The organism is Spirosoma luteolum (assembly GCF_054778875.1).
The window spans coordinates 171546-194986 of the sequence record NZ_BAAGZE010000022.1 but is presented as its reverse complement, the minus strand read 5'-3'; the positions used below and the strand labels follow the sequence as shown (position 1 = coordinate 194986).

Annotated in this window: 16 protein-coding genes; 4 read left to right on the top strand and 12 right to left on the bottom strand. The window is 60.6% G+C overall.

The window, feature by feature from the left end:
- Positions 1 to 92 precede the first annotated feature (92 nt).
- On the bottom strand, positions 93 to 1001 hold the full coding sequence (locus ACYVAC_RS20040; RefSeq protein ID WP_461099578.1) for an ABC transporter ATP-binding protein: 909 nt from the start codon (positions 999 to 1001) through the stop codon (positions 93 to 95).
- 197 nt (positions 1002 to 1198) lie between these two features.
- Here ACYVAC_RS20040 and ACYVAC_RS20035 point away from each other — a divergent pair, with 197 nt between their 5' ends.
- The 3 genes from ACYVAC_RS20035 (at position 1199) to ACYVAC_RS20025 (ending at position 3617) form a co-directional block, all read left to right on the top strand.
- The gene (locus ACYVAC_RS20035) at positions 1199 to 2479 is read left to right on the top strand and encodes a hemolysin family protein (RefSeq protein ID WP_461099577.1); all 1281 of its coding nucleotides are present in this window, start codon (positions 1199 to 1201) and stop codon (positions 2477 to 2479) included.
- A 40-nt stretch (positions 2480 to 2519) separates the two neighbouring features.
- On the top strand, positions 2520 to 3161 hold the full coding sequence (gene pyrE / locus ACYVAC_RS20030) for an orotate phosphoribosyltransferase (protein ID WP_461099575.1): 642 nt from the start codon (positions 2520 to 2522) through the stop codon (positions 3159 to 3161).
- Between the two features lie 63 nt (positions 3162 to 3224).
- The gene (locus ACYVAC_RS20025) at positions 3225 to 3617 is read left to right on the top strand and encodes an OsmC family protein (RefSeq protein ID WP_461099574.1); all 393 of its coding nucleotides are present in this window, start codon (positions 3225 to 3227) and stop codon (positions 3615 to 3617) included.
- An 18-nt stretch (positions 3618 to 3635) separates the two neighbouring features.
- Here the strand turns inward: ACYVAC_RS20025 and ACYVAC_RS20020 are convergent, their stop codons facing one another.
- From ACYVAC_RS20020 to ACYVAC_RS19995, 6 genes are all read right to left on the bottom strand, one after another.
- A complete protein-coding gene (locus ACYVAC_RS20020) occupies positions 3636 to 4289 on the bottom strand; it encodes a carbonic anhydrase (protein ID WP_461099573.1) in 654 nt (217 codons plus the stop codon).
- Between the two features lie 169 nt (positions 4290 to 4458).
- Positions 4459 to 5811, bottom strand: coding sequence for a dihydrolipoyl dehydrogenase family protein (locus ACYVAC_RS20015; RefSeq protein ID WP_461099572.1), 1353 nt, complete (start codon positions 5809 to 5811; stop codon positions 4459 to 4461).
- A 138-nt stretch (positions 5812 to 5949) separates the two neighbouring features.
- Complete coding sequence (locus ACYVAC_RS20010; RefSeq protein ID WP_461099571.1) at positions 5950 to 7581, bottom strand: ABC-F family ATP-binding cassette domain-containing protein; 1632 nt, start codon at positions 7579 to 7581, stop codon at positions 5950 to 5952.
- Between the two features lie 87 nt (positions 7582 to 7668).
- The gene (locus tag ACYVAC_RS20005) at positions 7669 to 8466 is read right to left on the bottom strand and encodes a response regulator (RefSeq protein ID WP_461099570.1); all 798 of its coding nucleotides are present in this window, start codon (positions 8464 to 8466) and stop codon (positions 7669 to 7671) included.
- A 271-nt stretch (positions 8467 to 8737) separates the two neighbouring features.
- A complete protein-coding gene (gene murI, locus ACYVAC_RS20000; RefSeq protein ID WP_461099569.1) occupies positions 8738 to 9598 on the bottom strand; it encodes a glutamate racemase in 861 nt (286 codons plus the stop codon).
- A gap of 189 nt (positions 9599 to 9787) precedes the next feature.
- Positions 9788 to 11584 carry a M61 family metallopeptidase gene (locus ACYVAC_RS19995; protein ID WP_461099568.1) on the bottom strand — a complete coding sequence of 599 codons (1797 nt, stop codon included), beginning with the start codon at positions 11582 to 11584 and terminating at the stop codon, positions 9788 to 9790.
- A gap of 203 nt (positions 11585 to 11787) precedes the next feature.
- On the opposite strand from ACYVAC_RS19995, the gene ACYVAC_RS19990 reads away from it, so the two are divergent.
- Complete coding sequence (locus ACYVAC_RS19990) at positions 11788 to 12447, top strand: DinB family protein (RefSeq protein ID WP_461099567.1); 660 nt, start codon at positions 11788 to 11790, stop codon at positions 12445 to 12447.
- A 98-nt stretch (positions 12448 to 12545) separates the two neighbouring features.
- Here the strand turns inward: ACYVAC_RS19990 and ACYVAC_RS19985 are convergent, their stop codons facing one another.
- The 5 genes from ACYVAC_RS19985 to ACYVAC_RS19965 form a co-directional block, all read right to left on the bottom strand.
- Positions 12546 to 14603, bottom strand: coding sequence for a beta-L-arabinofuranosidase domain-containing protein (locus tag ACYVAC_RS19985; RefSeq protein WP_461099566.1), 2058 nt, complete (start codon positions 14601 to 14603; stop codon positions 12546 to 12548).
- A 10-nt stretch (positions 14604 to 14613) separates the two neighbouring features.
- The gene (locus ACYVAC_RS19980) at positions 14614 to 17124 is read right to left on the bottom strand and encodes a glutaminase family protein (RefSeq protein ID WP_461099565.1); all 2511 of its coding nucleotides are present in this window, start codon (positions 17122 to 17124) and stop codon (positions 14614 to 14616) included.
- A gap of 85 nt (positions 17125 to 17209) precedes the next feature.
- Complete coding sequence (locus tag ACYVAC_RS19975; protein ID WP_461099564.1) at positions 17210 to 17902, bottom strand: DUF3823 domain-containing protein; 693 nt, start codon at positions 17900 to 17902, stop codon at positions 17210 to 17212.
- Between the two features lie 130 nt (positions 17903 to 18032).
- Positions 18033 to 19901, bottom strand: coding sequence for a RagB/SusD family nutrient uptake outer membrane protein (locus tag ACYVAC_RS19970; protein WP_461099563.1), 1869 nt, complete (start codon positions 19899 to 19901; stop codon positions 18033 to 18035).
- A gap of 12 nt (positions 19902 to 19913) precedes the next feature.
- Positions 19914 to 23423: a SusC/RagA family TonB-linked outer membrane protein gene (locus tag ACYVAC_RS19965; RefSeq protein ID WP_461099562.1), complete on the bottom strand. Its 3510-nt coding sequence runs from the start codon at positions 23421 to 23423 to the stop codon at positions 19914 to 19916.
- Positions 23424 to 23441 lie beyond the last annotated feature (18 nt).

The window sequence follows — 23441 nt, the reverse complement described above, 5'->3', positions numbered from 1 at the left end:
TGGTTGAGTGACATCGGAACAAGGGAATGAGCAAGTGCAGGCAATCTGATCAGTTACCTACTCACTCATTCACTCATTCGCTCAGGCACCGGCTACCCCTCCTGCCCTACGGTTTGAATGAAGATGTCGTTCATGCTGGGGATGTTCTCGCCGAAGGAACGGAGGGTGACGCGGTCGAGCAGGGGGCGAATCAGGTCGTTGACCGACGCGTTGGGCGGAATACGCACGTTGGCCCGGTTAAATCCGTCGGGTGTCGGCAGGGCCGCTTCGACCACGAAGGCATCAGGCAGCTCGCCCAGGTCACCCTGGTACTCGATCCGGTAGGTGTGGGTGCGAAAACGCTCCCGGATGGCCTGTTTCGAGCCGTCGAGCACCTTGTGCGAGCGGTTGATGAGCGCAATGTGGTCGCATAGTTCCTCAACCGACTCCATGCGGTGGGTCGAGAAAATAATGGTTTTGCCCCGGTCGCGCAGTTCCAGAATTTCGTCTTTGATGAGGTTGGCGTTGATGGGGTCGAAACCCGAAAACGGCTCATCCAGAATAATCAGGTCGGGCTCGTGCATGACCGTAGCCACAAACTGCACCTTCTGCTGCATACCCTTGGAGAGGTCTTCGACCTGCCGGTCCCACCAGGTTTTGATGTCGAACTTGATGAACCAGGTCTTCAGTTTCTCCATGGCGTCGCGCTCGTTGAGCCCTTTGAGCTGGGCCAGATACAGCAGCTGCTCGCCAACCTTCATTTTCTTGTAGAGGCCCCGCTCTTCGGGCAGGTAACCGATGTTACGGATGTGGGCGGGCTTGAGTCGTTCGCCCAGCAGCAGCACCTCGCCGGCGTCGGGCGCGGTAATCTGGTTGATAATCCGGATCAGCGAGGTCTTGCCCGCTCCGTTGGGGCCCAGCAGGCCAAAGATGCTGCCCTGGGGAACGGCCAGGCTGACATCATCGAGCGCCCGGTGGCCGGCATACTGCTTAACAATGTGGTGGGTTTCGAGAATCGACATACGGTTCATTGACTAGGGAGGTGGCCGGCGGGTGCCGTACCGGGGTAAACCTAGTCAGGTCCATCGCGCCGGCGAAACAAAATCGGTTAAATGGTGATTGTTCGCTACTGAGTGGTCGGGAAATTAGACCCGGCATAACGGCGATCCGGAGGGTAGGTCGTAGTTTTGCCGCTATACTCAGCAAACCCCTCTCATTGTTGGAATCGTACGCGCTTCTGTTCGGTGCGCTGCTCGCGCTGGTACTGGCCGGTTTTTTCTCGGCTGTCGAAATGGCCTACGTCTCGGTCAACCGTCTTTACTTTGAATTACACAGCAAACAGGGGCCCCTGGGCGAAAAACTCGTCTCGGAGTTTCTGCGGCACCCCATTCTGTTTGTGGGCACTACGCTCACGGGCAATACCCTTTTTCTGGTCATCTACACGGTGCTGGGCGTTACCGTCCTGAACCCGCTGCTGCTCAGCGCACTGCCCCCCGCCTGGGCCGCCCATGAGTTTGTGCTGATCGGACTCGAGACCCTGATTCTGACGGTTGTTTTTCTGCCCGTGGCCGATTACCTGCCCAAAAGTCTGGCGCTGATTCATCCCGACCGGTTTCTGGAACGGCTGGCCGTGCCGCTCTGGGTCATTTACCGCGCCATTGCGCCCATTATCCGGGTGCTGGTCGGCCTGGCCCGCTTGCTGATCCGCTACGGCCTCGGTAAGAAAAACCCCGAGATCCGGCCCGTCTTTGGCCTCACCGACCTCAACCATTACCTGCAGCAGCTCAACCAGGCCGCCGACAAGCAGGAAGACGTGGAGGTCGACACCCGTATCTTCAACAACGCCATTGAGTTTCGCGATGTGCGCGTTCGCGACTGCCTGGTGCCCCGCACCGAGATTGCCGCCGTTGCCCTCGACGACAGCATCGACGAGCTGCAGCACCTGTTTCAGGACAGCGGCCATTCCAAAATTCTGGTGTACCGCGATACCATCGACGATGTGGTGGGCTACTGCCATGCGCTGGCGCTGTTTCGCAAACCCGATACCATTGCGTCGATCATCACCCCCATTATCACCGTGCCGCAGAGCATGCCCGCCCAGGATCTGCTGCTGCGGTTTTTGTCGGAGCGCAAGAGCCTTGCCCTGGTGGTCGATGAGTTTGGCGGCACGGCCGGCATTGTCAGCGTAGAGGATATGGTGGAGCAGATATTCGGCGAAATTCAGGACGAATACGACTCCAACGAAGACTGGGAAGAGCGGCAGCTCGACGAGCACACCTGGCTGCTGAGCGCCCGCCACGAGATCGACGACCTCAACGAAAAATACGGCTGGGCAATTCCGGAGGGCAGCTACGATACGCTTGGCGGTCTGATTCTGGCCACCAACGAAGACCTGCCCCGGGTAGGCGATATTATCGAGTTTACCCCCTTTACGTTCACGATCATGTCGATGAACGGTACCCGCATCGATACGGTCAACGTGCGCCGGCATGCCGACTAGGCCCGGCCATCAACCTTGCAGAACCACAACTAGTACGCTTTTGGATACACTGACAACCAAACAAACGGTGGCGCGGCACCTGCTGGCGGTAAAAGCCGTCCGGCTGCAGCCCGACTCACCCTTCACCTGGAGTTCGGGCTGGCAATCGCCCATTTACTGCGACAACCGGATCACGCTGGCTTATCCCGACGTCCGCACCTTTATCAAGCAGGCCCTGGCCGATGCCATCCGGGCCCAGTTTCCGCAGGTCGAGGTCATTGCGGGCGTTGCCACGGCGGGGATTCCGCAGGGAGCCCTCGTGGCCGATGTGCTGAACCTGCCCTACTGCTACGTGCGGCCCGAGCCTAAAAAACACGGCATGGGCAAACAGATTGAAGGCCACCTGGCGGCCGGCCAGCGCGTCGTCGTGATCGAAGATCTGATCTCGACCGGCGGCAGTTCGCTCAAGGTGGTCGACGCGTTGCGGGCCGCTGGTGCCGAGGTGCTGGGCATGGCCGCCATCTTCACCTACGGCTTCCCGGTTGCCGACCAGAATTTTGCCGAGAAACAGGTGCCGCTGGTTTGCCTGAGCGATTACGACGCGCTGCTGACCGAAGCCAGCGCGCTCGACTATATTCCGGCCGATGCCCGCCACTCGCTGGCGCAGTGGCGTCAGAATCCGGCCGAGTGGACCGGCCGCTGATACTTTCTTTCCCCTAAACAACGAGGGTGGCCTTCCGGCCACCCTCCGTTTATTTACCAAGCTATGGTCAACGTTACCGCCCACATCGGCCGCACGCCCTACGAAACTCACCTCACTACCAGCAATCAGGTCGTCGTGGCCGACGAACCCGTCGATGTCGGTGGGCAGGATCGCGGCATGCGCCCCGCCGAACTCCTCGCCAGTGCGCTGGGCTCCTGCACCGTGATGACGCTGCGGATGTATGCCGATCGCAAAGGCTGGCCCCTCGAGGCTGCCGTGGCCCATGTCGGCTTCAGCAGCGACCCGCTGGCCGGCCGATCGACGTTTACCGTGCAAATCGTACTAACCGGCGACCTAACCAACGAGCAGCGTATCCGTCTGCTCGAAATTGCCGAGCGTTGCCCCATCCACCAGGCGCTGAAAAACCCGTCTGATTTTGAGACAACGCTGGCCTGATAGCCAATTACCCCGGACTCAGTGGTACGGTACGACCTCGTCGGAGATATCGAACCGGTAGATGGCCGGCATCTCGTAGGTATGATCGAGGGTTACCAGTTCGGTAATCAGCCCCGAATCGAGGCCGAACACCCACCCGTGAATCATGGGGCGCTGTTCCCGCTTCCAGGCGGTCTGAATCACCCCCGTTTTGGCGAGGTTCTTAACCTGTTGTACCACACTGAGTTCAACCAGCCGGTTGGTGCGCGCTTCGCCCTCGGGCAGTGCATCCAGTTCAGTTTCATTGACCGCGTAGATGTCTTTGATGCTCCGCAGCCAGTGGTTAATCAGCCCCAGGTCGTTGGCTGTCTGGGCCGACTTTACCCCACCGCAGCCGTAGTGGCCGCACACGATCACGTGCTTCACTTTCAGCACCTCCACCGCATACTGGAGTACGCTCAGCAGGTTCATGTCGGTGTTGATGACCAGGTTGGCGATGTTTCGATGCACGAAGATTTCGCCCGGCTTGGCCCCCGTCACGCTTTCGGCCGGCACACGGCTGTCGGAGCAGCCGATCCAGAGAAAATCAGGTTGCTGACCCGACGCCAGGACGTCGAAGTAACTGATATCCTGGTCGAGCTGACCCTTGGCCCAGGCCTTGTTGGCCTCTAATAGATTCTGGTACGTTTGCATCGTGCTGTTATGTTAGTTCCCGCCTGCGCTGGTCAGCCGGCGGCTCAATAGCCCCGCCGGTCCGAACGGCCGGCCCGCTGGGTTTAGGTTGACCGGTGTCCGACCGGCTGTAAGTTGAACCGCAAAAATAGGTATCCTGTTAAAATCGGGGGGCCTTATTCACCTTTTTTCAGTCTTTCGGCAACATCGACGCCATATCCGACGCGTGGGTCGGGTAAGCAAACCGGGTTTTGCCCAGTGCTTCGGCCGTGATGCCGTGCCGCATGGCCATGGCAAACAGGTTAATGACCTCTTCGCTGCCAAACCCCAGCCGATGCGCGCCCACCACCAGCCCTGTATCGGCATCGACCAGCGTTTTGAAACCTGACACAGGCTCACCGATCCGGCGACTGCTGTACCAGTCGGGTGTGGCCTGCCAGGCTACGTGCACGTCCCGGTGCCGGGCCCGCGCCTGCGCTTCGGTCAGCCCCACCGACGCCAGCGGAGGTATCGTAAACACCGTGGTGGGCGTGGGCTGCTCTTCGTAGGTGCGGCTGTTGCCGTTCAGCAGGTTGTGCGCCACGAGTTTACCCTCGTACGAGGTCAGCGGAGTGAGCGGTAACCCTTTATTGGCTACGTCGCCACAGGCGTAGACAGCCGGGTTCGATACGCTTTGCAGGAATTCGTTGACAACGATGCCTTTTTCCCCACTGGTTACCCCCGCCCTGTCGAGGGCCAGATCGGCCACGTCGGGTTCGCGGCCGGCGGCATGCACCGCCAGTGCCGTGTCGAGAGCGTGGGTTGTTCCTGCCTGCTCATAGCGCACGGTCAGCTGGCCGGCCTGGCCGTCTATGGCCACCACGCGGGCGTTGAGCTGGATCGTGATGCCATCCTGCGCCATCAACCCGGCCAGCAACGCCACCAGATCGGGATCAAACCCATCCAGCAACTGCGCGCCCTGGTGCAGAATAGTGACGCGACTGCCGGCATGCGCGGCCACGTGGGCAAACTCGCACGCAATGTAGCCGCCCCCCACCAGCACCAGATCGGCCGGCAGGCGGGGCAGTTCCAGAAACGCCGTGCTGTCGATCAGCAGGGGTTCGCCCGGAACACCCAGCGGGCGGGGTCGGGCGCCCGTAGCCAGCACAATCTGGCCGGCTTCGTATTCGGTTTCGCCCACCCGCAGGCGGTTGGGCCCGGTAAAGGTGGCCACCCCGTGCCGGAGCTCAATACCCTGCTCGCTAAACTGCGCTTCCGTTCGTTCGGGAATCGGATCGGTAAAGGTTTTCTTGAACGCCATCAGCGCGGGCCAGTCGATGCGGGCGGGGGCCGCTATTCCGTTGCCCGTCATCCAGTGCGTGCGGGCCACCAGTTCGGCGGCACCGACCAGTATTTTTTTAGGGTCGCAGCCGCGCTGGGAACACGTGCCGCCCATGGGCTCCTTGTCGACAATAACCACCGACCGACCGGCCTGTGCAGCAGCCTGCGCCACGGTTTTTCCGGCCGAGCCGGTTCCTACTACGATCACATCAACGGTTTGCATACAGGCCTTTCGTTTATCTGAACACATAACCGGAATGCGGACCGAAGTACTAAAAAAAACTGGCCTGCGGTCGCCGACACCGGAATAGTGCGGGCGGCCACAGGCCAGCTAAACCGTGCCGGAGCAGACGCGTGGATCTTAGGCGACGGCTGCGTACAGTTCCTCACGCTGGGCTTTCACCCGGTCGTCGGTCAGGAACTCGTCGTAGGTCATCAGTTTATCGATGATACCCGCCGGGGTAATCTCGATGATGCGGTTGGCGATGGTCTGCACAAACTGGTGATCGTGCGAGGTAAAGAGAATGGGGCTCTTTACGTCGATCAGGCCGTTGTTGAGCGACTCGATCGATTCGAGGTCGAGGTGGTTGGTCGGCTCATCGAGCATCAGCATGTTGGCACCCGACAGCATCATTTTCGACAGCATACACCGCACCTTCTCGCCCCCGCTCAGCACCGTGGCTTTCTTCAGCGACTCTTCGCCCGAGAACAGCATGCGGCCCAGGAAGCCCCGGATAAAGCTTTCGTCTTTCTCCTCCGAATACTGCCGCAGCCAGTCGACCAGGTTCAGGTCGGTCTGGAAGAACTTCTCCTTTTCGGTATCGTTGGGGAAATACGACATGGTGATGGTAACGCCCCAGCGGAACGTTCCCGAGTCGGCTTTGCGCTCGCCGGCCAGAATATCCATCAGCGCCGACACGGCCAGTCCGTCGCGGCTGTAGAGGAAAATCTTATCGTTTTTATTGACCGTAAACGACACGTTTTCAAACAGCTTGTTGCCGTCTTCAGCCGTATAGGTCAGGTTTTCGACGGTCAGAATCTGGTCGCCGGGCTCGCGGCTGGGCTTGAAATGCACGAACGGATACTTGCGCGACGAAGGCTGAATATCGTCGAGCGTTAGTTTTTCGAGCAGCTTGGCCCGGCTGGTAGCCTGTTTGGACTTCGATGCGTTGGCCGAGAAGCGCCGGATAAACTCTTCGAGTTCTTTCCGTTTATCTTCGGTTTTCTTGTTCTGGTCCTGCCGCTGCTTGAGGGCCAGCTGGCTCGACTCGTACCAGAACGAATAGTTGCCGGCAAACAGCTTCACCTTGCTGAAATCAACGTCGACGATCTGGGTGCAGACCTGGTCGAGGAAGTGGCGGTCGTGGGAAACCACGATAACGGTGTTGCTGAAATTGGCCAGGAAGTTTTCGAGCCAGCTTACCGACTCCACGTCGAGGTTGTTGGTCGGCTCGTCGAGCAGCAGCACATCGGGGTTGCCAAACAGCGCCTGCGCCAGCAGCACCCGCACCTTTTCCGATCCGTTCAGATCGCTCATCAGCGCGTAGTGCAGGTCTTCTTTAATGCCCAGCCCCGACAGCAGACTGGCCGCGTCCGACTCGGCATCCCAGCCGTTCATCTCGGCAAACTCCGATTCGAGTTCGGCCGCCCGCTCGCCGTCGGCATCGGTAAAGTCGGTTTTGGCGTACAGTACGTCTTTCTCCTGCATGATGTCATACAGGCGCTTGTTGCCCATAATAACGGTTTGCAGCACGGGAAACTCATCGTAGGCCGACTGATTCTGGTTGAGCACCGACATCCGTTCGCCGGGGGTCATGCTGACCGAACCCGTCTGGGGTTCGATCTCGCCCGACAGAATTTTAAGAAAAGTCGATTTGCCGGCTCCGTTGGCCCCGATAACGCCGTAACAGTTACCGGACGTAAATTTTATGGTTACATCGTCAAACAGCACCCGCTTACCATAGCGAAGCGAGACGTTAGATACGTTGATCATGCGTAAATTCTCTGGTCAGATTGATACCACAAAGATACGAATTTTGACCGGAACGGCCATCAGGCTGCGCGGCACGGCGGCTGCTGGTCAGGCATCCATGACACCCTTGAGTAATTCGCTGCGGTAACTGCGGCCAACGGGTATGGTGTGGGCATCGAGCTGCACTTCGTGTTCGCTGAAGGTAGTGACCCGCCGGACGTTGACCGCAAACGACCGGTGTACCCGCACGATGCCCGTTCGGGCCAGGGGGTGGGTGTGCATTTTTTCGAGTACCCGGTTCAGTACGAGCCGGAGCGTGTATTTCTGGCTGTCGGTAATAATGTCGGTATAATTGCCTTCCGACTGCAGGTACACGATGTCGGCCAGCGGGAATTTGATGAAGCGATAGTTCTGCTTCACAAACACGTGGTTGCGACTGAGCATAATGATTTCGCCCCGGCCCGGCTCGGCGCCGGCTCTGGCCTGTGGTTCTTCAGGGACCTCATCGACGGGCCGGCTCTCGGGCAGCGCCGGCATCATCGTATCGACGGCCAGATCGATGGCGATGCGCAGGTTAAGATCGGAAAAGGGTTTGATCATGTAGGCCGATGGCCCCACCTGCCGCGCCCGCTGAATGGTGGGATCATCAGTCATGGCGGTCAGAAAAATAAGCGGCACCCGGCGAATCTGCCGCATCCGCATTCCAGTTTCGATGCCATCCCAGTCGCCCCGGATGTGGATATCGAGCAGCACCAGATCGATGGGGTGCTGGGCGAACGCCAGCAGTGCATCGGGGCCGTTATCCACGGGCCCGACGGTCAGGTAACCCAGCTGCTCGAGCCGATAAGCCAGATCCATCCCCAACACCGCTTCATCCTCAACAATCAGAATCGTTACAGCTTCCATGCTTGGCTCAGTACAAATTAACCGGACCAGCAGGCCCCCCAGCGACAAGTTTTGTCCCAGAATTCCTACCAAAGTACTAGAATATTACCCACCCATACCCGTATCGACCCGTTGTCCTATTTACCGGCATCGAACATATGTTTTGACGCCGGGGCGCTGAAACGGGTCACCCGTTCGGCCTGGTGACTGACAAAGCGGTCAGCAACGAGCCAAACGGGCCGGTGCCCCCCCCCCCTGGTCTACCCGGTTGGGCGTCCCCTCAGAGGCCAGGCTAGAGCACCAGCTGTTTCGAGCGAACCGGCGCGCCGTAGAACAGGGATGCTTTCCGGTCGAAGTCGGCGGGCGCATCGGTGGTCAGAAACTGGCGCCGGCCGTTTTTACTGCACTGCCGGTCGATGGCCGGATGGCGGGCCAGATACTCCGACAAGCTGTTGGCCACAATAGTGCCCTGACTCAGCACGGTCGTACCCGGCGGCACAGCCTGCTGAATTTTGTCGAGCAGCAGCGGGTAGTGAGTACAGGCCAGCAGCAGCGTATCGATCTGGGGCGACTGGGCCATCAGGCGATCGATGTGCTGCTGCACGAAATAGTCGGCACCCGGCGTGGCATATTCCCCATTTTCGACCAGGGGCACCCACATTGGGCAGGCTTCCTGAAATACCGCCAGCTCCGGAAACTGGTTCTTTATTTCGACCACGTACGACCCCGACGAGACGGTACCGGGTGTAGCTAATACGCCAACCTGACCCGTTTTGGTATATTGACCAATCAGCTCGGCCGTGGGCCGGATCACGCCCAGTACCCGGCGGCTGGGCGCATCGATGCGGGAGTTGGCCAGTCCGTCGAGCTGCACGCTCAGCCGGGGCAGGTCGAGCTGCTGAATGTTCCGCAGCGCCTTGGCCGAGGCCGTATTGCAGGCCAGAATAACCAGGCGGCAGCCCTGCCTGAACAGGTGCTGAACGCACTCGAGCGTGTAGTGGTAAACGGTATCGAATGAGCGCGTGCCGTAGGGCGTTCGGGCGTTATCGCCCAGGTACAGGTAATCGTATTGCGGCATCCGACGGACAATCTCACGCAGTACCGTCAGGCCGCCATAACCAGAATCAAAAACACCGATAGGTTGGTTGTTCATACACACTTTTCAGGAAGCAGGCCCTCCGTACAGCCGAACAATAGCCCTTTTCTCAGGTAACCGGAAGCACCCCCTGGTTGGTTCGGCCGACAACGTAACCGGAAAGTAACCAATAAAAAACGGGAATTGCGCCCGAAAGCGCAATTCCCGCTGATTAGGCGCGAGGCCATAAAGGGTTCAGCCCTGCCTTTAGCTGTTACGCTGCCAGGCTTCGCGCAGTTTCACCTGCTCGGGCGTAGCGCTGGGGTTTACGCTGAACTGGTACCGCTTAACCACTTCTTTCTCAAGTACGGGGGTTGTCACGGTCACCGTCTGTCCGTTCCGGCGCACCATCATCTGGTAGGTTTCACCGGGTTTGAGGCTGCGCAAGGTTTTCTGAATAGCGGGCAGGGTTTCCATCGTCAGGTTCTGCCCGTTGATACCGACCCATTCATCTTTATCCTGCAGGCCGGCCGCCACGAGGGCGGGGTCGAGCTGGGCCAGGTAAAACTTTCCGTCGGTAACGCCGGGGCGCATCCCGAGGCTGGCGGCTTTATCGCCCGTTGCCTGAGCCGGTGTGTACACGATCCCCAGCTTGCCGTAGTAGTCGGCAAAGGGCAGCGGCTCCGTTGCCTTCACGTACCGGTTGAAGAAATCGGCGATTTCGGGGTAGGTCTTCTGGGTAAAGATGGCGAAGAAGTCTTTTTCGGGAAACGCCCGGTTGGGGCCGTAGGTAGTGGCCAGTTCATTGATTACCTCGCGCAGGCCGCGTTTGCCCCCCGACAGTTCGAGCAGCCGGATATCGAGCAGACCAGCTACCAGCGCCCCCCGGGCATAGATGTTGCCGTACTGGCGCTGCCCCTCGTCGGTGTAACAGGTAAGCCCCAGCTTCGACAGGCTGTAGGTGGTGTCCATGCTTTTATCCTGGCCGATTTTCTGGGTCAGCTCGCCGAAATACGTCGGCAGGTCCATGATGCCGCCCCGCAGCTGCATGGCATCGCTGGCCCACTCCGTAACGCCTTCGTAGAGCCACAGGTGTTCCGACGGGGTGGGCGTAACGAAGTTGAACTGCTGAATAATCTCGCTGTGGATGTTGAGGGGCGTCACGACGTGGAAAAACTCATGGGCCGCAATCGACGTCATGTTGTCGGCCAGTTTTTTCGAAAATTCGTCTTCGCGCACTACATACTCCGAGCTGTAGGAGTGCTCCCACGCGCCCCAGTCCTGGTCTTCGAAATGGTAGAGGAAGGTATAACGCTTGACGGGCAGCTGCTTCAGAAACTGACCGGCCGCATTGAGCATGGCCTGCATGTTGGTCAGCAGCTGGTCGGATTTAATTTTGTCGGTTTTCGAATACGTATAGAGGTCGACCTGCGCCCCGGCCACGTTGGTGGTTGCTTTGGTGAGCCGGCCCAGCAGAATGGGCGAGTCGACCATCCGGTCATAATTGTCGGCCACGAAGGCGCCCTTGTCGTTTTTGTCGAGCGCCGTGCCAACCATCCATTCGGCAGGGTACGCCAGCTTCACCGTCAGCGGATTACCCTGCAGCCCGGTCGGATAGCCAAAGACTCCCTGTCCGTTGATCAGCACGTGGTCGGCTTCAATCGACGTGCCGCACATATTGTAGGGTTTATGCTCGGTAACGGGCGTATCCCAGGTTTCGGCAATGCTGTACGTGATGGTCCGGACTTTTTCGGGCTGGCTCAGTTTCCACTGGTTGGTCGAAACCTGCTGGGTGGCCACTTCTTTCCCTTTGCCATCGAGGGCTTTGAACGCCCGCACGTAGCGGCCAATGTCCATGACCTGGTAGGTGCCGGGAGCCGTCGAGGCAAACTGATAAACGGCGTTGTCGGCCGTAAGCCCCGTCACGTGCAGGGTCACCTTGAACTGATCGTCTTTACGGTCGTTGAGGTTCACCTCGTACTGGAGCGTGGGGGTGGGTTTGGCGGCTGCGTAGGTGGCCATCAGGCTGGCCGAAGCCAGCAACCACAGGCGAAGAAACTGCATAATGCGTTGTGATGAGCGTCTGAAAGACCGCAAGGTACGAACAGAAATGCCTGGCTTGCCCCAGACCGGGTTTTTCGGCCTGTCGGCCGGATAAACGGTCTGGCCGCTGGGTAGGGCGAAATGGCCGTTCACCCAAAAAGAACGGGTTTGTTGGCCGGGGTGCAGTATCTTTTTACCCTAAACCAGCTCTGTTCCTGATCATCATGTCCCTTCTCCCCGACTCTCTCTCCCGCCGGCAATTCGTAGCGGGCAGCCTGGCAGCTGCCACCGGCCTTGCGCTTCCGGCCGGCCTGCCCACCCCCGCCCTGGGCGCGGCTCCCGCCGATAGTCTGCTCGTTATTGGCCCGCTCAAAGGCTACTCCCCCCAGATTGGCACCCTGGTGTCGATGCTCAACTACAACCGCGACACCATTGTCCGGTCGGTGAAGGGCCTGACCATGGCGCAGCTCGATCACCTCTTCGATGCCAATGCCAACAGCATCGGCGCCCTGCTGCTGCACCTGGCCGCCGTCGACAAGTTCTACCAGATCAACACCTTCGAAGGCCGGCAGGAATTCAACGACGCCGAAAAAGCCGAGTGGAATGCCGCCATGGAACTGGGCGATACCGGCCGACGGGAAATCAAGGGACACGAGCTGTCGTTTTACCTCGACAAACTGGCCTCGGTGCGCCAGCAGACGCTCGACCTGCTCAAAACCAAAAACGACAAGTGGCTGCTGGCCGTCGACCCGGTCTGGTCGCAGAAAGAATCGATCAACGTCTACTGGAAGTGGTTCCACGTCTGCGAACACGAATCGAACCACCGGGGCCAGATTGCGTTCCTGAAAAGCCGGCTCCCCGGCGGAAAACCGGGCAAAGACTAAGCGTTTGCCACGGCCTGTCAAGCCGCGGGGGCTGGCCACGTGTCGTCGGCTGACGAACCGTGGCCAGCCCCCGCTGACTGTATTGCTGACGCTTGTCGTCAGGGCGCCGTTACGACCGGGAAAGCTGCAATGCGCAGCCGGGCGCTGCCCATGGGCACCAGCGTAACGGTTTCGACGGGCGTGGTGGTGGCCACCGGGCTGGCCGGCAGCACCGCGCAGAGACCGTACTGATCGACTGTCCAGCCCGGAAGCCGACGCGCCTGGGCCTTAAGCTGGATGGGCGCGGCCCCGCTCGTGAACGGGTAGGCGGCCACGGGGCCGGGCTGCCGCACCACCGTAAACGACTGCTCGGGGCGGGCCGGGTTCAGCAGCAGGCCGTAGTTCCAGGCCGTTGCCGGATACAGCTCAAACGAAGGCCAGCGCGACGGATCGGCGGTGGGCTGCCAGCGGGAGTCGCCGATGGCCGTTTGCCGGGTATCCTGCTGGCGCACCTCTTCCTGAATAGCCAGCGAATACGTCAGCGGGCCATAGTCGACACTGACACTGTTTTTGTTTTCCGCCCAGGTCCGCACGCGCAGGGCCATGGGCAGCTCCAGACTGATCTGATCTCCCGTGTGCCAGGTGTGGTCCAGTACGATGTACTGACCGGCCCGCGCCGATACCGGCACCACCCGGTTGTTGACGCGCACGGTTGGCTGCCGGCACCAGGCCGGCACCCGCAGGTAGAGCGGAAAAGCCACGGCCCGGCCGGTTGTTAGCCGCAGGTTCACCCGGTCGGCAAAGGGATAGTCGGTCTGCTGGGTAAGCGTCACCGACTGCCCCGTCTTGCCCACCCGGGCCGTCACCGTCGAGGCACTGTAGAGCACGGCCGCCAGTCCGTTGTCGGGCGTGGCCATCCAGAGGTTTTCGGCGTAGTACACCCAGCCATTCGAGTGGTTGTGCTGGCAGCAACGACTACTGAACGGATTCATCATCAGAAACGGTCCTTCGTTCTGGATGCCGGGGCTGTGGTTGCGGGCGTCGCTGACCACCATGTTGGGCGCGGTCAGGTAGCGCAGCGAACGGTAGTCGGGCATGAAAGCCGCCGGCAGCGTGTTGAACGCTACATCCTCGCAGTTATCGGCCCAGTGCGGATCGCCGGTGAAGCGCATCAGCAATTCGTCGGAGGCCATCTGCTCCACCATGCCGCAGGTTTCGACGGCCTGCCGCGGGTCGGTATAACCGGGCCGGCTGTTTTCGTCGCCCCCCCACATGCCGCCCGGCACCTGCCCATAGCGAGCCCGCACCAGGTCGAAATTGCGGTATGTGGCCCGCAGATCGTCGGGCTGATGGCTTTGCAGGTAATAGGTAGCCGGCTCGCGGAAACACTGCGCAATGTTCACGTTGTGCCAGTTGGGCAGGTTGTCGGGCTGACGCCAGTTGGCGGTGTTGCGGTGAATTTTGGTGGCTAAGTCCAGCAGAAACGGCTCCCGGGTACGGTTGTAGAGCCAGTACACACTGTAGAGGTTGTCGCCCCCGCGGCTGTTTTCCCAGTAGTCCTCCAGAAACCCATCGTCGGGCAAACTGTTCTGCCAGGTAAAGTACCGGCTCATCAGCGACAGTACGCGCGGATCGGGCTGGTGTTCGTAGCGCGACTGCAGGCAGAACAGCATGAGCATCTGCGCCCACAGGTCGCGTTTGCCGTTGCGCATCACCACCGGTCCGAAATCGCCGTTGGGGCGCTGGCTGGCCATGGTTCCCTCCAGCCAGAGGGCCGTCTCGGCCAGCATGTCGGGACGGTTCAGCACGTAGGCCATGTCGCCATACCCCTTGAGCCAGTACGGCAGCTCCTCCCAGCCATAGTCGCCGGTGCCGTCTTTACTGAGCCAGGCGTTGTTTTGTTTGGTCAGCCAGATGCTGATCTGCCCCAGGTGGCCGGCCAGCCCATCCGCCTGGCGGTGCAGCGCTTCGGCCAGCCAGCCCTGCGGCCGGATACTGCCGATGGGCAGCTTCAGCAGAAATTCGGGCGCCAGCGGAGCCTGGTTGCTCACGTAATGGGCGTTGCGGCCCGTCGTCGCCGGCCGGTCGACCACCCGGGCGGTGGGACCAGCCGGCGGCAGCGATGCCGGCAGCGCCAGCGACCCCAGCAGGCCAGCCAGCGGAAGAATGGCGTTCATGAGCAAGTGGTTAGGGGCGGTTGGCCTGGGCGCGTTTGGGCGCCAGCTTATCGTCGAGCAGCTTGATGAAATACCCACCCACCACCGAGCGGGCCTGAAAGCCCACCTGTTTGGCATCGGTGGTTTCGTGCCAGTCGGTCAGGGGTACGCGCGACGGCGTTTCGTTGGCAAATTTCCAGACCGGGGCCACAAACGCCCGGAAATCGCGGTCGCTGTCGGCCATGGTGGCGGTCCACATGATCCAGTCCGATTTAGTGTAGGTCTTGCGGCTGTCGAGGGGCAGGCCATAGGGTTGCTGGTGATCCAGATAAAAAGCGATTTCCTTCCTGACCACTTCGGCCGGAAACACATTCAGCCCCAGGAGCTTATCCCACACGATATTGTATTTCTGGCTCCAGCTGCCGGGCCGTTTGTCGAAGGTCAGCGCGTAGTGATCGCCCTCGCTGTCGAGCGCCATCCATTTTTGGGCCAGCTCACGGGCCAGCGCCAGGTGCTCGTCGGCCGTTTTGGTGTCGCCCAGCTGCCGGGCCATCTGACCGTAGGCGGCAATGCCCATAATGGCTTTGGCCGAAAGGTTGGCGTTGCGGGCCAGGTGGCCGGCAAAATCATCGGTACACAACTGGTTGGCCGGGTCGAAACCGTCGCGCTTCAGGAAACCGACCCACTTGGTAAGCGTGGGCCAGTGCTGCCGCGCAAAATCGGGCTTGCCATCCATCAGCACCGAAGCCGCCGTCAGAATCATCATGTTACCGGCTTCTTCAACGGGCATATCTTCGCCGTAGGTCTGGCCGTTGGCCAGCGGATACGTCCCTACGTCGTGGGCCGGAAAATCTTTCTTCCACCGGCCCGATTCGCTGTAGTCGAAAATAAAGCGCAGCAGCCCCTTGGCCAGCTCGTTGTTATAGAGCAGAAACATGGGCGCTGACGGATACGTCACGTCGACAGTGCCGATGGAGCCGTTGGAAAAATTCTCTTTCGAAAAAAACAGCACGTCGCCCGTAGGCCCCGCCACAATTTTGTGAGCCGCAATGGCCTGCCGGTAGGCCAGCACGCAGAGATCGGCGTACTGCTCACCGCCCGCTTTGGCCGCGTCGGTCCGCAGCTGCCGGTCGAAGGCTGTGCTTTTGGCCATCAGCCGGGTGTAATCGGCTTCGGCCCGCTGCAGCAGCGCCGGCAGGCTGGTTTTGCCGTCGCGGTTCCACCAGGGGCGCAGGTTCTTACCGAAATACTGCACCGAATACAGGTCGTCGTAGCCCAGCAGTATATGTTTCCGGACGGGCGTTGCCGCCACCTGCCCCATGGGCAGCCGCAGCGCCAGCCCATAGTCCTGCGCCCGGCCGGTCGACTGCTTGCCGGGGGGCAGCACACCGCGGGTAATAAAGGATTGCTTCAGAGCGGCCAGCGGACCCGGCGTCAGCTGCGCCCCGGCCTGGTCGGGAGCGGCCAGGTAAGCATAGCCCCAGTCGATACGCAGGTTGTCGCCGGCTTTCTTAAGCACCGGCTGCTGCTGCGTACCCACGTTGAGCCAGCTAATGCCGCCCTGCTTACCGGCATCGCCCACTACCTCCTGGTTACCGGTATTGCTGGCCAGCGTGCCGGCCTGCCCAAAAAAGACCTGTACCTCGTGGGGTTTGCCATCGCGGGCGCGGGCTTCGAACGTGACGTAACTTACCGGACGGGCCGCTACCGCCAGTTCATCGAGCAGCAGGGGCGACAGAAAATCGACGCCCAGTTCAACGGGCCCCGCCGTAAAGGTGTAGTGGGTCTGGGTGGCCGTCACGGTTGCTTCGGTCTGGGTGGCCGTCGCGATCCGGCGTACCGGAACATGACTCACGATGCCCACATCGACAAACGACCCGCCCACCGGGCTGACGCAGTGAATGGCCAGTACGTTGCGGCCCTTCCGCAGCGCTTTTTTAGCTTCGGCCGACAGCGGTTCCTGCCGGTATTCGCCCGCGCAGCAGGTTTTGGTCAGGATGCGCGTACCGTTCAGATAAACCGTCAGGTCATCGTCGTAGCTCAGCGACAGCAACAGCTTGTCCGGGTCGACCTTGCCATCGTAGGTAAACGTGCGCCGGATGTGGATGCCGTTCGGATCGGTCTTACTGCTCAGCCACTGCGTACCCGACCCGGGGTTGTCGCCAAAGGGGCCCGGGCCCGTTTTCCAGTTTTTGGCGTCGAAATCGGGGGTTTCCCAGCCAGCCCCGGGCTGGCCCAGCGTGTATTGGGCGGTATAACTTCCCGACTCGGCCGTGGGCAGCACGGAGGTATATTGCTCGGGTTCGGCCCCCAGAAACTGATACGCTTTGCCATCGACCCGCACCACACCCTCCAGCGACTGCGGCTTGCCGGTCCAGTGGCGGGTGGGACTGTCGGTGAGCTTGTCGGTCATGCTCCAGACACTGTAGTAGGGGTCGTGGGTGATGAGCGGATAGGCCGGTGGGCGCAGGGTTTGGGCGTGGGTAGTGGCCGCCAGAGCCAGCAGCCCCACAAGCATGCCCTTAACAGGTACTTTTTTCATAGACGCGTTGATTGATACGGGCATTGGAAAGACCACCCTACACCAAAAACCGGGCGGGCGGCCTTCTACTAATAGAAAGCCCTGCTCAGGGCTGAACCTTCTGAACGGGCGAGTAAATCATATCTTCGACACCCTCGATTTTTACGCCGATCCGGGCGTAGGCATAGCCCTGTCCCGTAATGGTGGGGAAGGTCGTTTTGAGCGACACGGCGTTCAGATCGCGGATCTCGCTCCCTTTCAGATCGACGGCACTGAGGCTCGTGCGGCCATCCACAAACTGAGTTTTGCTCACGTAGAGCGACACCCGTTCGATGGCCCGGGCGTTGGCGTCGGTCGTGATTTTTTCGAGCCGGCAGCTTGCCGATACCGATCCGCCACTGACGCTGAAAGTTGGCGTCCGGACCATGTAGTACGGCAGTACGTCGATGTCGAGGGTCTGGCTGCCGCGCACGCCTACGTTAAGCGTGTCGGAGTTGTTGTCGCGCCGGATGGTGCGAAACGGCCCCTGTCCCGGCTGAAACACCAGTTTGTAATCGGCGTCGAAGAGCAGGGCCGAGTAGGATCCGTCCTGCGCCACAGTCACCGTGATCGGAATGCGCTTCTGCCAGCCGGGTTCCCAGAGTTCGAACGTCACGTTGTTGTATTCGACATTGATAGGGTCTCCCTTATAAACGATCCGGCCGGTCAGCGCCGACTGCGGGGCCGGGTAATTGTCGTAGGCACAGGAGCCGGCGAGGAGACAGAGCAGGCAGAGGGATAAAATGGGCGGGAATTTCATGGCTTTTTTTGAGCGAAAGAATGACAGAGTGAAAGAGCGTGTCGCAGGCGCGATGAACGAGCGAAATGTACTGGCGAAGCGGAGCAAGCAGGCGTTAGCCATTCGCTCATGCACTCTTTCGCTCTTTACGCTACTGGTTCGGGTTACGGACGATCTGCGGGTTGTTGGTCCTGATTTCGTCGCTGATAAACGAGTAGTAGTTGCCGAGCCGGAACCGGTGGGCGTTGATCACCCGGCTGGGCAGCACCTGCCGGAATACCCATTTGCCGTCGGTGGCCTTGCCGGGATCGTAGACCTTGTAGGGCCACAGGCCAAATACCCGTGTGCTGGGCTCATCGGCCTTGCCGGGGTTGCGGGTCAGGTCGGTGCTGATGCCGTTCCAGACTACGTGGGCCAGCCGCCACCGCTTGTAATCCCACAGCTCGTGGTCTTCAAACGCCAGTTCCACCTTGCGTTCGTGCACGATGCGGTCGAAGGTCAGGTCGGCCGCCGTGAGGGGTTTGGTAAGCCCCGCCCGGGCCCGCACCTGGTTCATGTAGCCCACGGCCTGCGCTTTCTGCCCCAGTTCGTAGGCGGCTTCGGCCGCGTTGAGCAGCACTTCGGCGTAGCGATACCGCACCCACCACACCTCGCTCTGGGTGCCAATCTGGGCCGAACCCACGGTAGGGTCGAGGTACTTGCGCACGTAGAAACCCGACTGGGCCGTAAACTCCAGCCCGTCGATGGGCCCATCGAGGCCCACCACCGCCACAGGCGTATTGCCGCCCGGCAGGGTTTTCTGTCCCCCCGGCTTATCGGCCGACACTACAGTGCTGCCCCCCACCAGGTAGCCAGCCCAGATATCGACCGGCTTGCCCTTAAACGAGGTGCCGGGGTAAAGTACCGTGCCCCCCAGCCGGGCGTCGCGGCCCGCAAACAGCTCGCGGGGATTGTTGTAGTAGATCGGGTTGCCGGCCGCATCGGCAATGGGCAGGGGCGCAAAGGTGTTGTCGAGTTTCTCGAACGACTGCACCAGGTTGAGCGACGGATTGAGCCGCCCGCCGGTGGTGCCCTCCTCGGCCGACGTCAGCGGACTGTTGTCCAGTGTCCAGCCCACTACCTTGCCGCTTTTGAGCTTGTAATCGTAGGCAAAAATCACTTCGGGGTTATTGGCCTTGTCGAGAAACAGGCTGGCAAAATTCTCCGACAGGTCGCCGGCATTTTTCTGGTAGAGGCTGTAGCCGGTGATGGCCTGGGCGGCTTTGAGCGCGGTCTGGTAGTAGCCGGTCGCTTTTTCGGCCGGAATGCCCACTTCGCCCCCCGGCAGGCTTACCTGGGGCGTGTTGACCCCATAGCGTGCGATGGAGCCGGCGTAGAGGGCCGCCCGGGCTTCGAGCGCCAGGGCAGCCGCCTGCGTAGCCCGCGACTTGGTGGCGGGGTCGCTGGGCAGGGCGCCCTTGATGGCTTCCATCTCGCTGATCACAAAGTCGTAGATCTCGCTTTCCTTCTTGCGGGGGTTGCGCAGGTACGTGGCATCGCCACTGAAGTCGTAGGTCAGCGGCTCCAGAATGAGCGGCACCCCGCCCATGCGTTTTACCAGCTCGAAATACACAGCGCCCCGCAGGAAGCGGGCTTCGGCCAGAAACCGGTCTTTCACCGCCGGCGACAGGGCCGTGGCCTGGTTGCACTGCTGGATAAACAGATTCAGGTCGCGCAGGTACCCGTAGTCCCAGTAGTTCCAGGAATCGTAGTTATAGTCCTGATTCTGGTGCCGGAAATAATCGGAGAAAGCCGACGCAAAAGCCTCATCGAAATTGGTGAACTCCCACCAGCGGTCGATGCGCTGAAAATCGGGGTACCGGTCGTAGAGGTCGGCAATGGCCGACAGCGTCAGCCGTTCGTCGGCAAAAATCTGCTCGTTGAGCAGGATGTTTTTGGGTTGTCGGTTCAGGAAATCCTCGTCGCGGCAGGCCCCGCAGCACAACAGGGCTATCAGCAGACTGATCGTTTGTTTTTTCATGGTCCGGTCGGGTTAGAATGACAGGTTGATACCCACGTTGACAAGCTTGTTCTGCGGATACTGCAGCCCGTTTTCGTCGACGATCTCGGGGTCGATACCGAGCTGGTAGACGTTGTCGATCGAGAACAGGTTGAAGCTGTTCAGGTAGATCCGGGCCCGCTGCAGTTTGATCTTGCTCAGCAGCGCGGCCGGCAGCGAATACCCCAGTTCGGCTGTCCGCAGGCGCAGGTAACGCACGTTGGTGAGCCACCAGGTCGAGTTTTTATTGTAGTTGCTGTGGCCACCGTCGTTGAAACGCAGCGCCGGGTTCTTACCCTCGATCCAGGGACTGTCGGCCGCGAGCGGGTCGGCGCGGTGCCAGCGGTCGTCGTACATGGTAGCCAGCAGGTTGCCCGTGTTCTGGTAGGGCCAGCGCATCTCCCAGTTCTGGTTGTAGGAATACAGGCTGCCCCCCGAGAAATCGGCCGTCAGGTCGAAGCCTTTGTAGTTGACCGACAGGTTGATGCCGTAGTTGATGGCCGGCACCGTCGAAACGGCGTAGCCAATGGGCCGCTGGTCGTAGTCGTTGATCTGGCCGTCGCCGTTCACATCGCGGTAGATCAGGTCGCCGGGTAGCATCGTCTTGTTGCCCTGCCCGTCGTTGTTGACCCGGTAGGTGTTGATTTCGTCCTGCGATTTAAACTGGCCGATGGCTTCGTAGCCCCAGAAAATTCCGTCCCAGCGGTTGGTGATCGAGTTGCGGTAATAATCCCAGGAGTTGCCGAACATCGGCTTGTACTGGTTCAGGGTCCGGGCGCGGGAGTAGCCCACGTTGGCGCCCAGCCGAAAGCCGATGCCGTTGACCGAGCCGTTGTAGGCCAGCGAGGCTTCGCCCCCGACCCGGGCATCGCTGTTGACGTTTTCGTCGGGCAGGCCGTAGCCCAGCTCGTTGGGCACCAGCACGTCGTATTTGCGGCCACGCAGCCCCGTCCGCTTGCGGTAGAAATAATCCAGGTCGCCCGACAGCCGGCCGTTCAGCAGGGTGTAGTCGAGCCCGATGTCGCTGATCGTACTGGTAAACCAAGTCAGGTTGTCGACGGGTACACCGGTGTTGCGCGAGCCTTTGATGACCTGCCCGTCCAGAATGACCGTCGAGGTGGCGTAGTTGTAGCCCTGGATGTAGGCAAAGGGCGAGATGTTGATATTGTCGTCGCCCAGTTTACCGTACGATGCCCGCAGCTTCAGGTCCGAGATCACGGTCTGCTTCAGGTTCCGGAAGAACGGCTCTTCGCTGATGCGCCACCCGGCCGACACTGACGGAAAGAAGCCCCAGCGTTTGCCGGGCGCAAACCGCCAGGCCGCATCGCGCCGGCCCGACACTTCGGCGAAGTACTTATCGGCGAAGTTATAGGTCAGCCGCCCCACGTACCCGATCCGGGCTTCCTCATAGTCGCTGTCGTTATAGGTGTCCATGTCGGCAAACTGGATGATGGGCAGTACGTTGGTTTTGGGCACCGAGTGCACAAACGTTTCCTGCTCCCGGCGCTGGATACGCTCGGCCACGAACGTGCCGCCCAGGGTATGCCGCCCGACGCTGTTGGCGTAGTTGAGCTGGCCCTGCAGCACATTCTCCAGAATCTTGCGCGTAACCCGCTCCCGGTAGGGGTTAGAGCTGCCGCCCGACTTGTAGTAGCTGTCTTTGGCGGGGTCGTAACTGTACACGTCGTAGGTGTATTCGTGGATGTTCTGCAGCCGGTCGGCGAAGTAGTACGAATACAGCCCCCGCGCCGTCAGGCCCTTGATGGGCAGCTGGTATTCGGCGTTGAAGTTGGTTTGCAGCACCCGCCAGTCTTCGCGGGCATAGCCCGAAATGTCGTAGTTCAGGATGGCCCAGTTTTCGGCATTATGGCCGATATTGTTGGGATACAGCGGGTTGTCATTGGCGTAGGGCCGCTCGGTGGGCCGGTTCCGGAAAAGGGCAAAGCGGGGCGCCCAGTAGTCGTCGCCCCCCGGCACGCCCGGGTTCCTGCGCGTTTCGACCCGGCCGTTGATCTGCACCCCCACTTTCAGGCGGTCGGCAATGCGGGCGTCGATGTTCGACTGGATGTTGGTGCGGTTGAAGTTATAATCTTTCAGCACGGCATCCTGGTTGAGGTGGGTGGCCGAGAAATAGTAGTTGATTTTCTCGGAGCCCCCCGTGGCGTTGACGTTGATCTGGTACTGGGGGGCATTCTTGCCCACGATGAAGTTATACCAGTCGAAACTCTTGTAGCCGTACTCGGTGCCCTGCTTCCACTTGTTCAGCTCGTCCTGGGTGATACTCGTGCGGCCCGTCTGGTTTACTTCGGCATCGGCCTTGCCCACCATCCACTCGTAGGCGCTGACGCCCTTCGGAAACCGGGTCCAGTTCTGCACGCCATAGTACGCATCCAGATTGACGGTGTTGCGGTTACCGGTCTTGCCCCGTTTGGTGGTCACGATGACCACGCCGTTGGCCGCCCGCGAGCCGTAGACCGAGGCCGACGCGTCTTTCAGCACCGTAATGCTTTCGATGTCGCTGGGGGCAATGTTGTTGAACTGGCCACCGTCTTTCTGAATCCCGTCGATTACGTAGAGCGGATCGCCCATGCCGCGCACCTGCAACAGCGCCGATGAGCCGGGGCGTCCTTCAGCCTGCCGGAACGATACGCCCGGAATCTTACCCGCCAGGGCGGCACTCACCGTGGCCGTATGCACTTTCTCGATGTCGCGACTCGTAATGCTGGCGATGGCCCCCGTCAGCGATTCTTTTTTCTGCGTACCGTAGCCCACCACCACCACCTCGCTCAGCGACTGGTCGGACGACTTTAGATCGATAGTCAGGCTGCTGCGGCTGCCCACGCGCACTTCCTTGCTCACGAAACCGATATAACTAAAAATCAGCGTCGTGTTTTCATCAGGTACGTCGAGCCGGAACGCGCCCTCGGCGTCGGTCGTGGTGCCGCGCTGACTGCCTTTCAGCACCACGCTCACCCCCGGCAGCGGCTGACCGTTGGTACTGTCGCGCACCACCCCCCGCACGGGCTGATCGGTTCGGACGGGCAGACGCAGCTGCCCCGGTTCGAGGTACCGCAGCGCCGTCACCGCCGACAGCGACGTGGTTTCACCCAGCACCAGGGGGGCCTCGTTGCGCCGGGGCTGGGGCATCACCGGTGCCGTATCGATTGCCTGAATCACGTAGTAATCGGCCACTTTTTTGTAGGTCAGGCCGTGGGGCTTGAGCAGCATCGTGAGGGCTTCGTCGAGGTTGGCCAGCCGCAGCAAACTGCCATCGGCATACTTGTTGGCCACCACCTGATCGTTGATGGCGAAGCGAACGTTGTGTTGCCGGGCCAGCCGGTCGAGCCAGTCGCGAAGCAGCCGTACATTTCGGCGGGGAGCCGTCTGCTGCTGCCAGCTGGCCAGCGATGCATAGTCCTGGGCCACGGCCACGGCCGGCACGGCACCCAGCAGAGGAGCCAGTACACCCAGCGCTGTCCCCAGTGATCGTAATGGTTTACACATAAGCAGAGAGTAGGGATA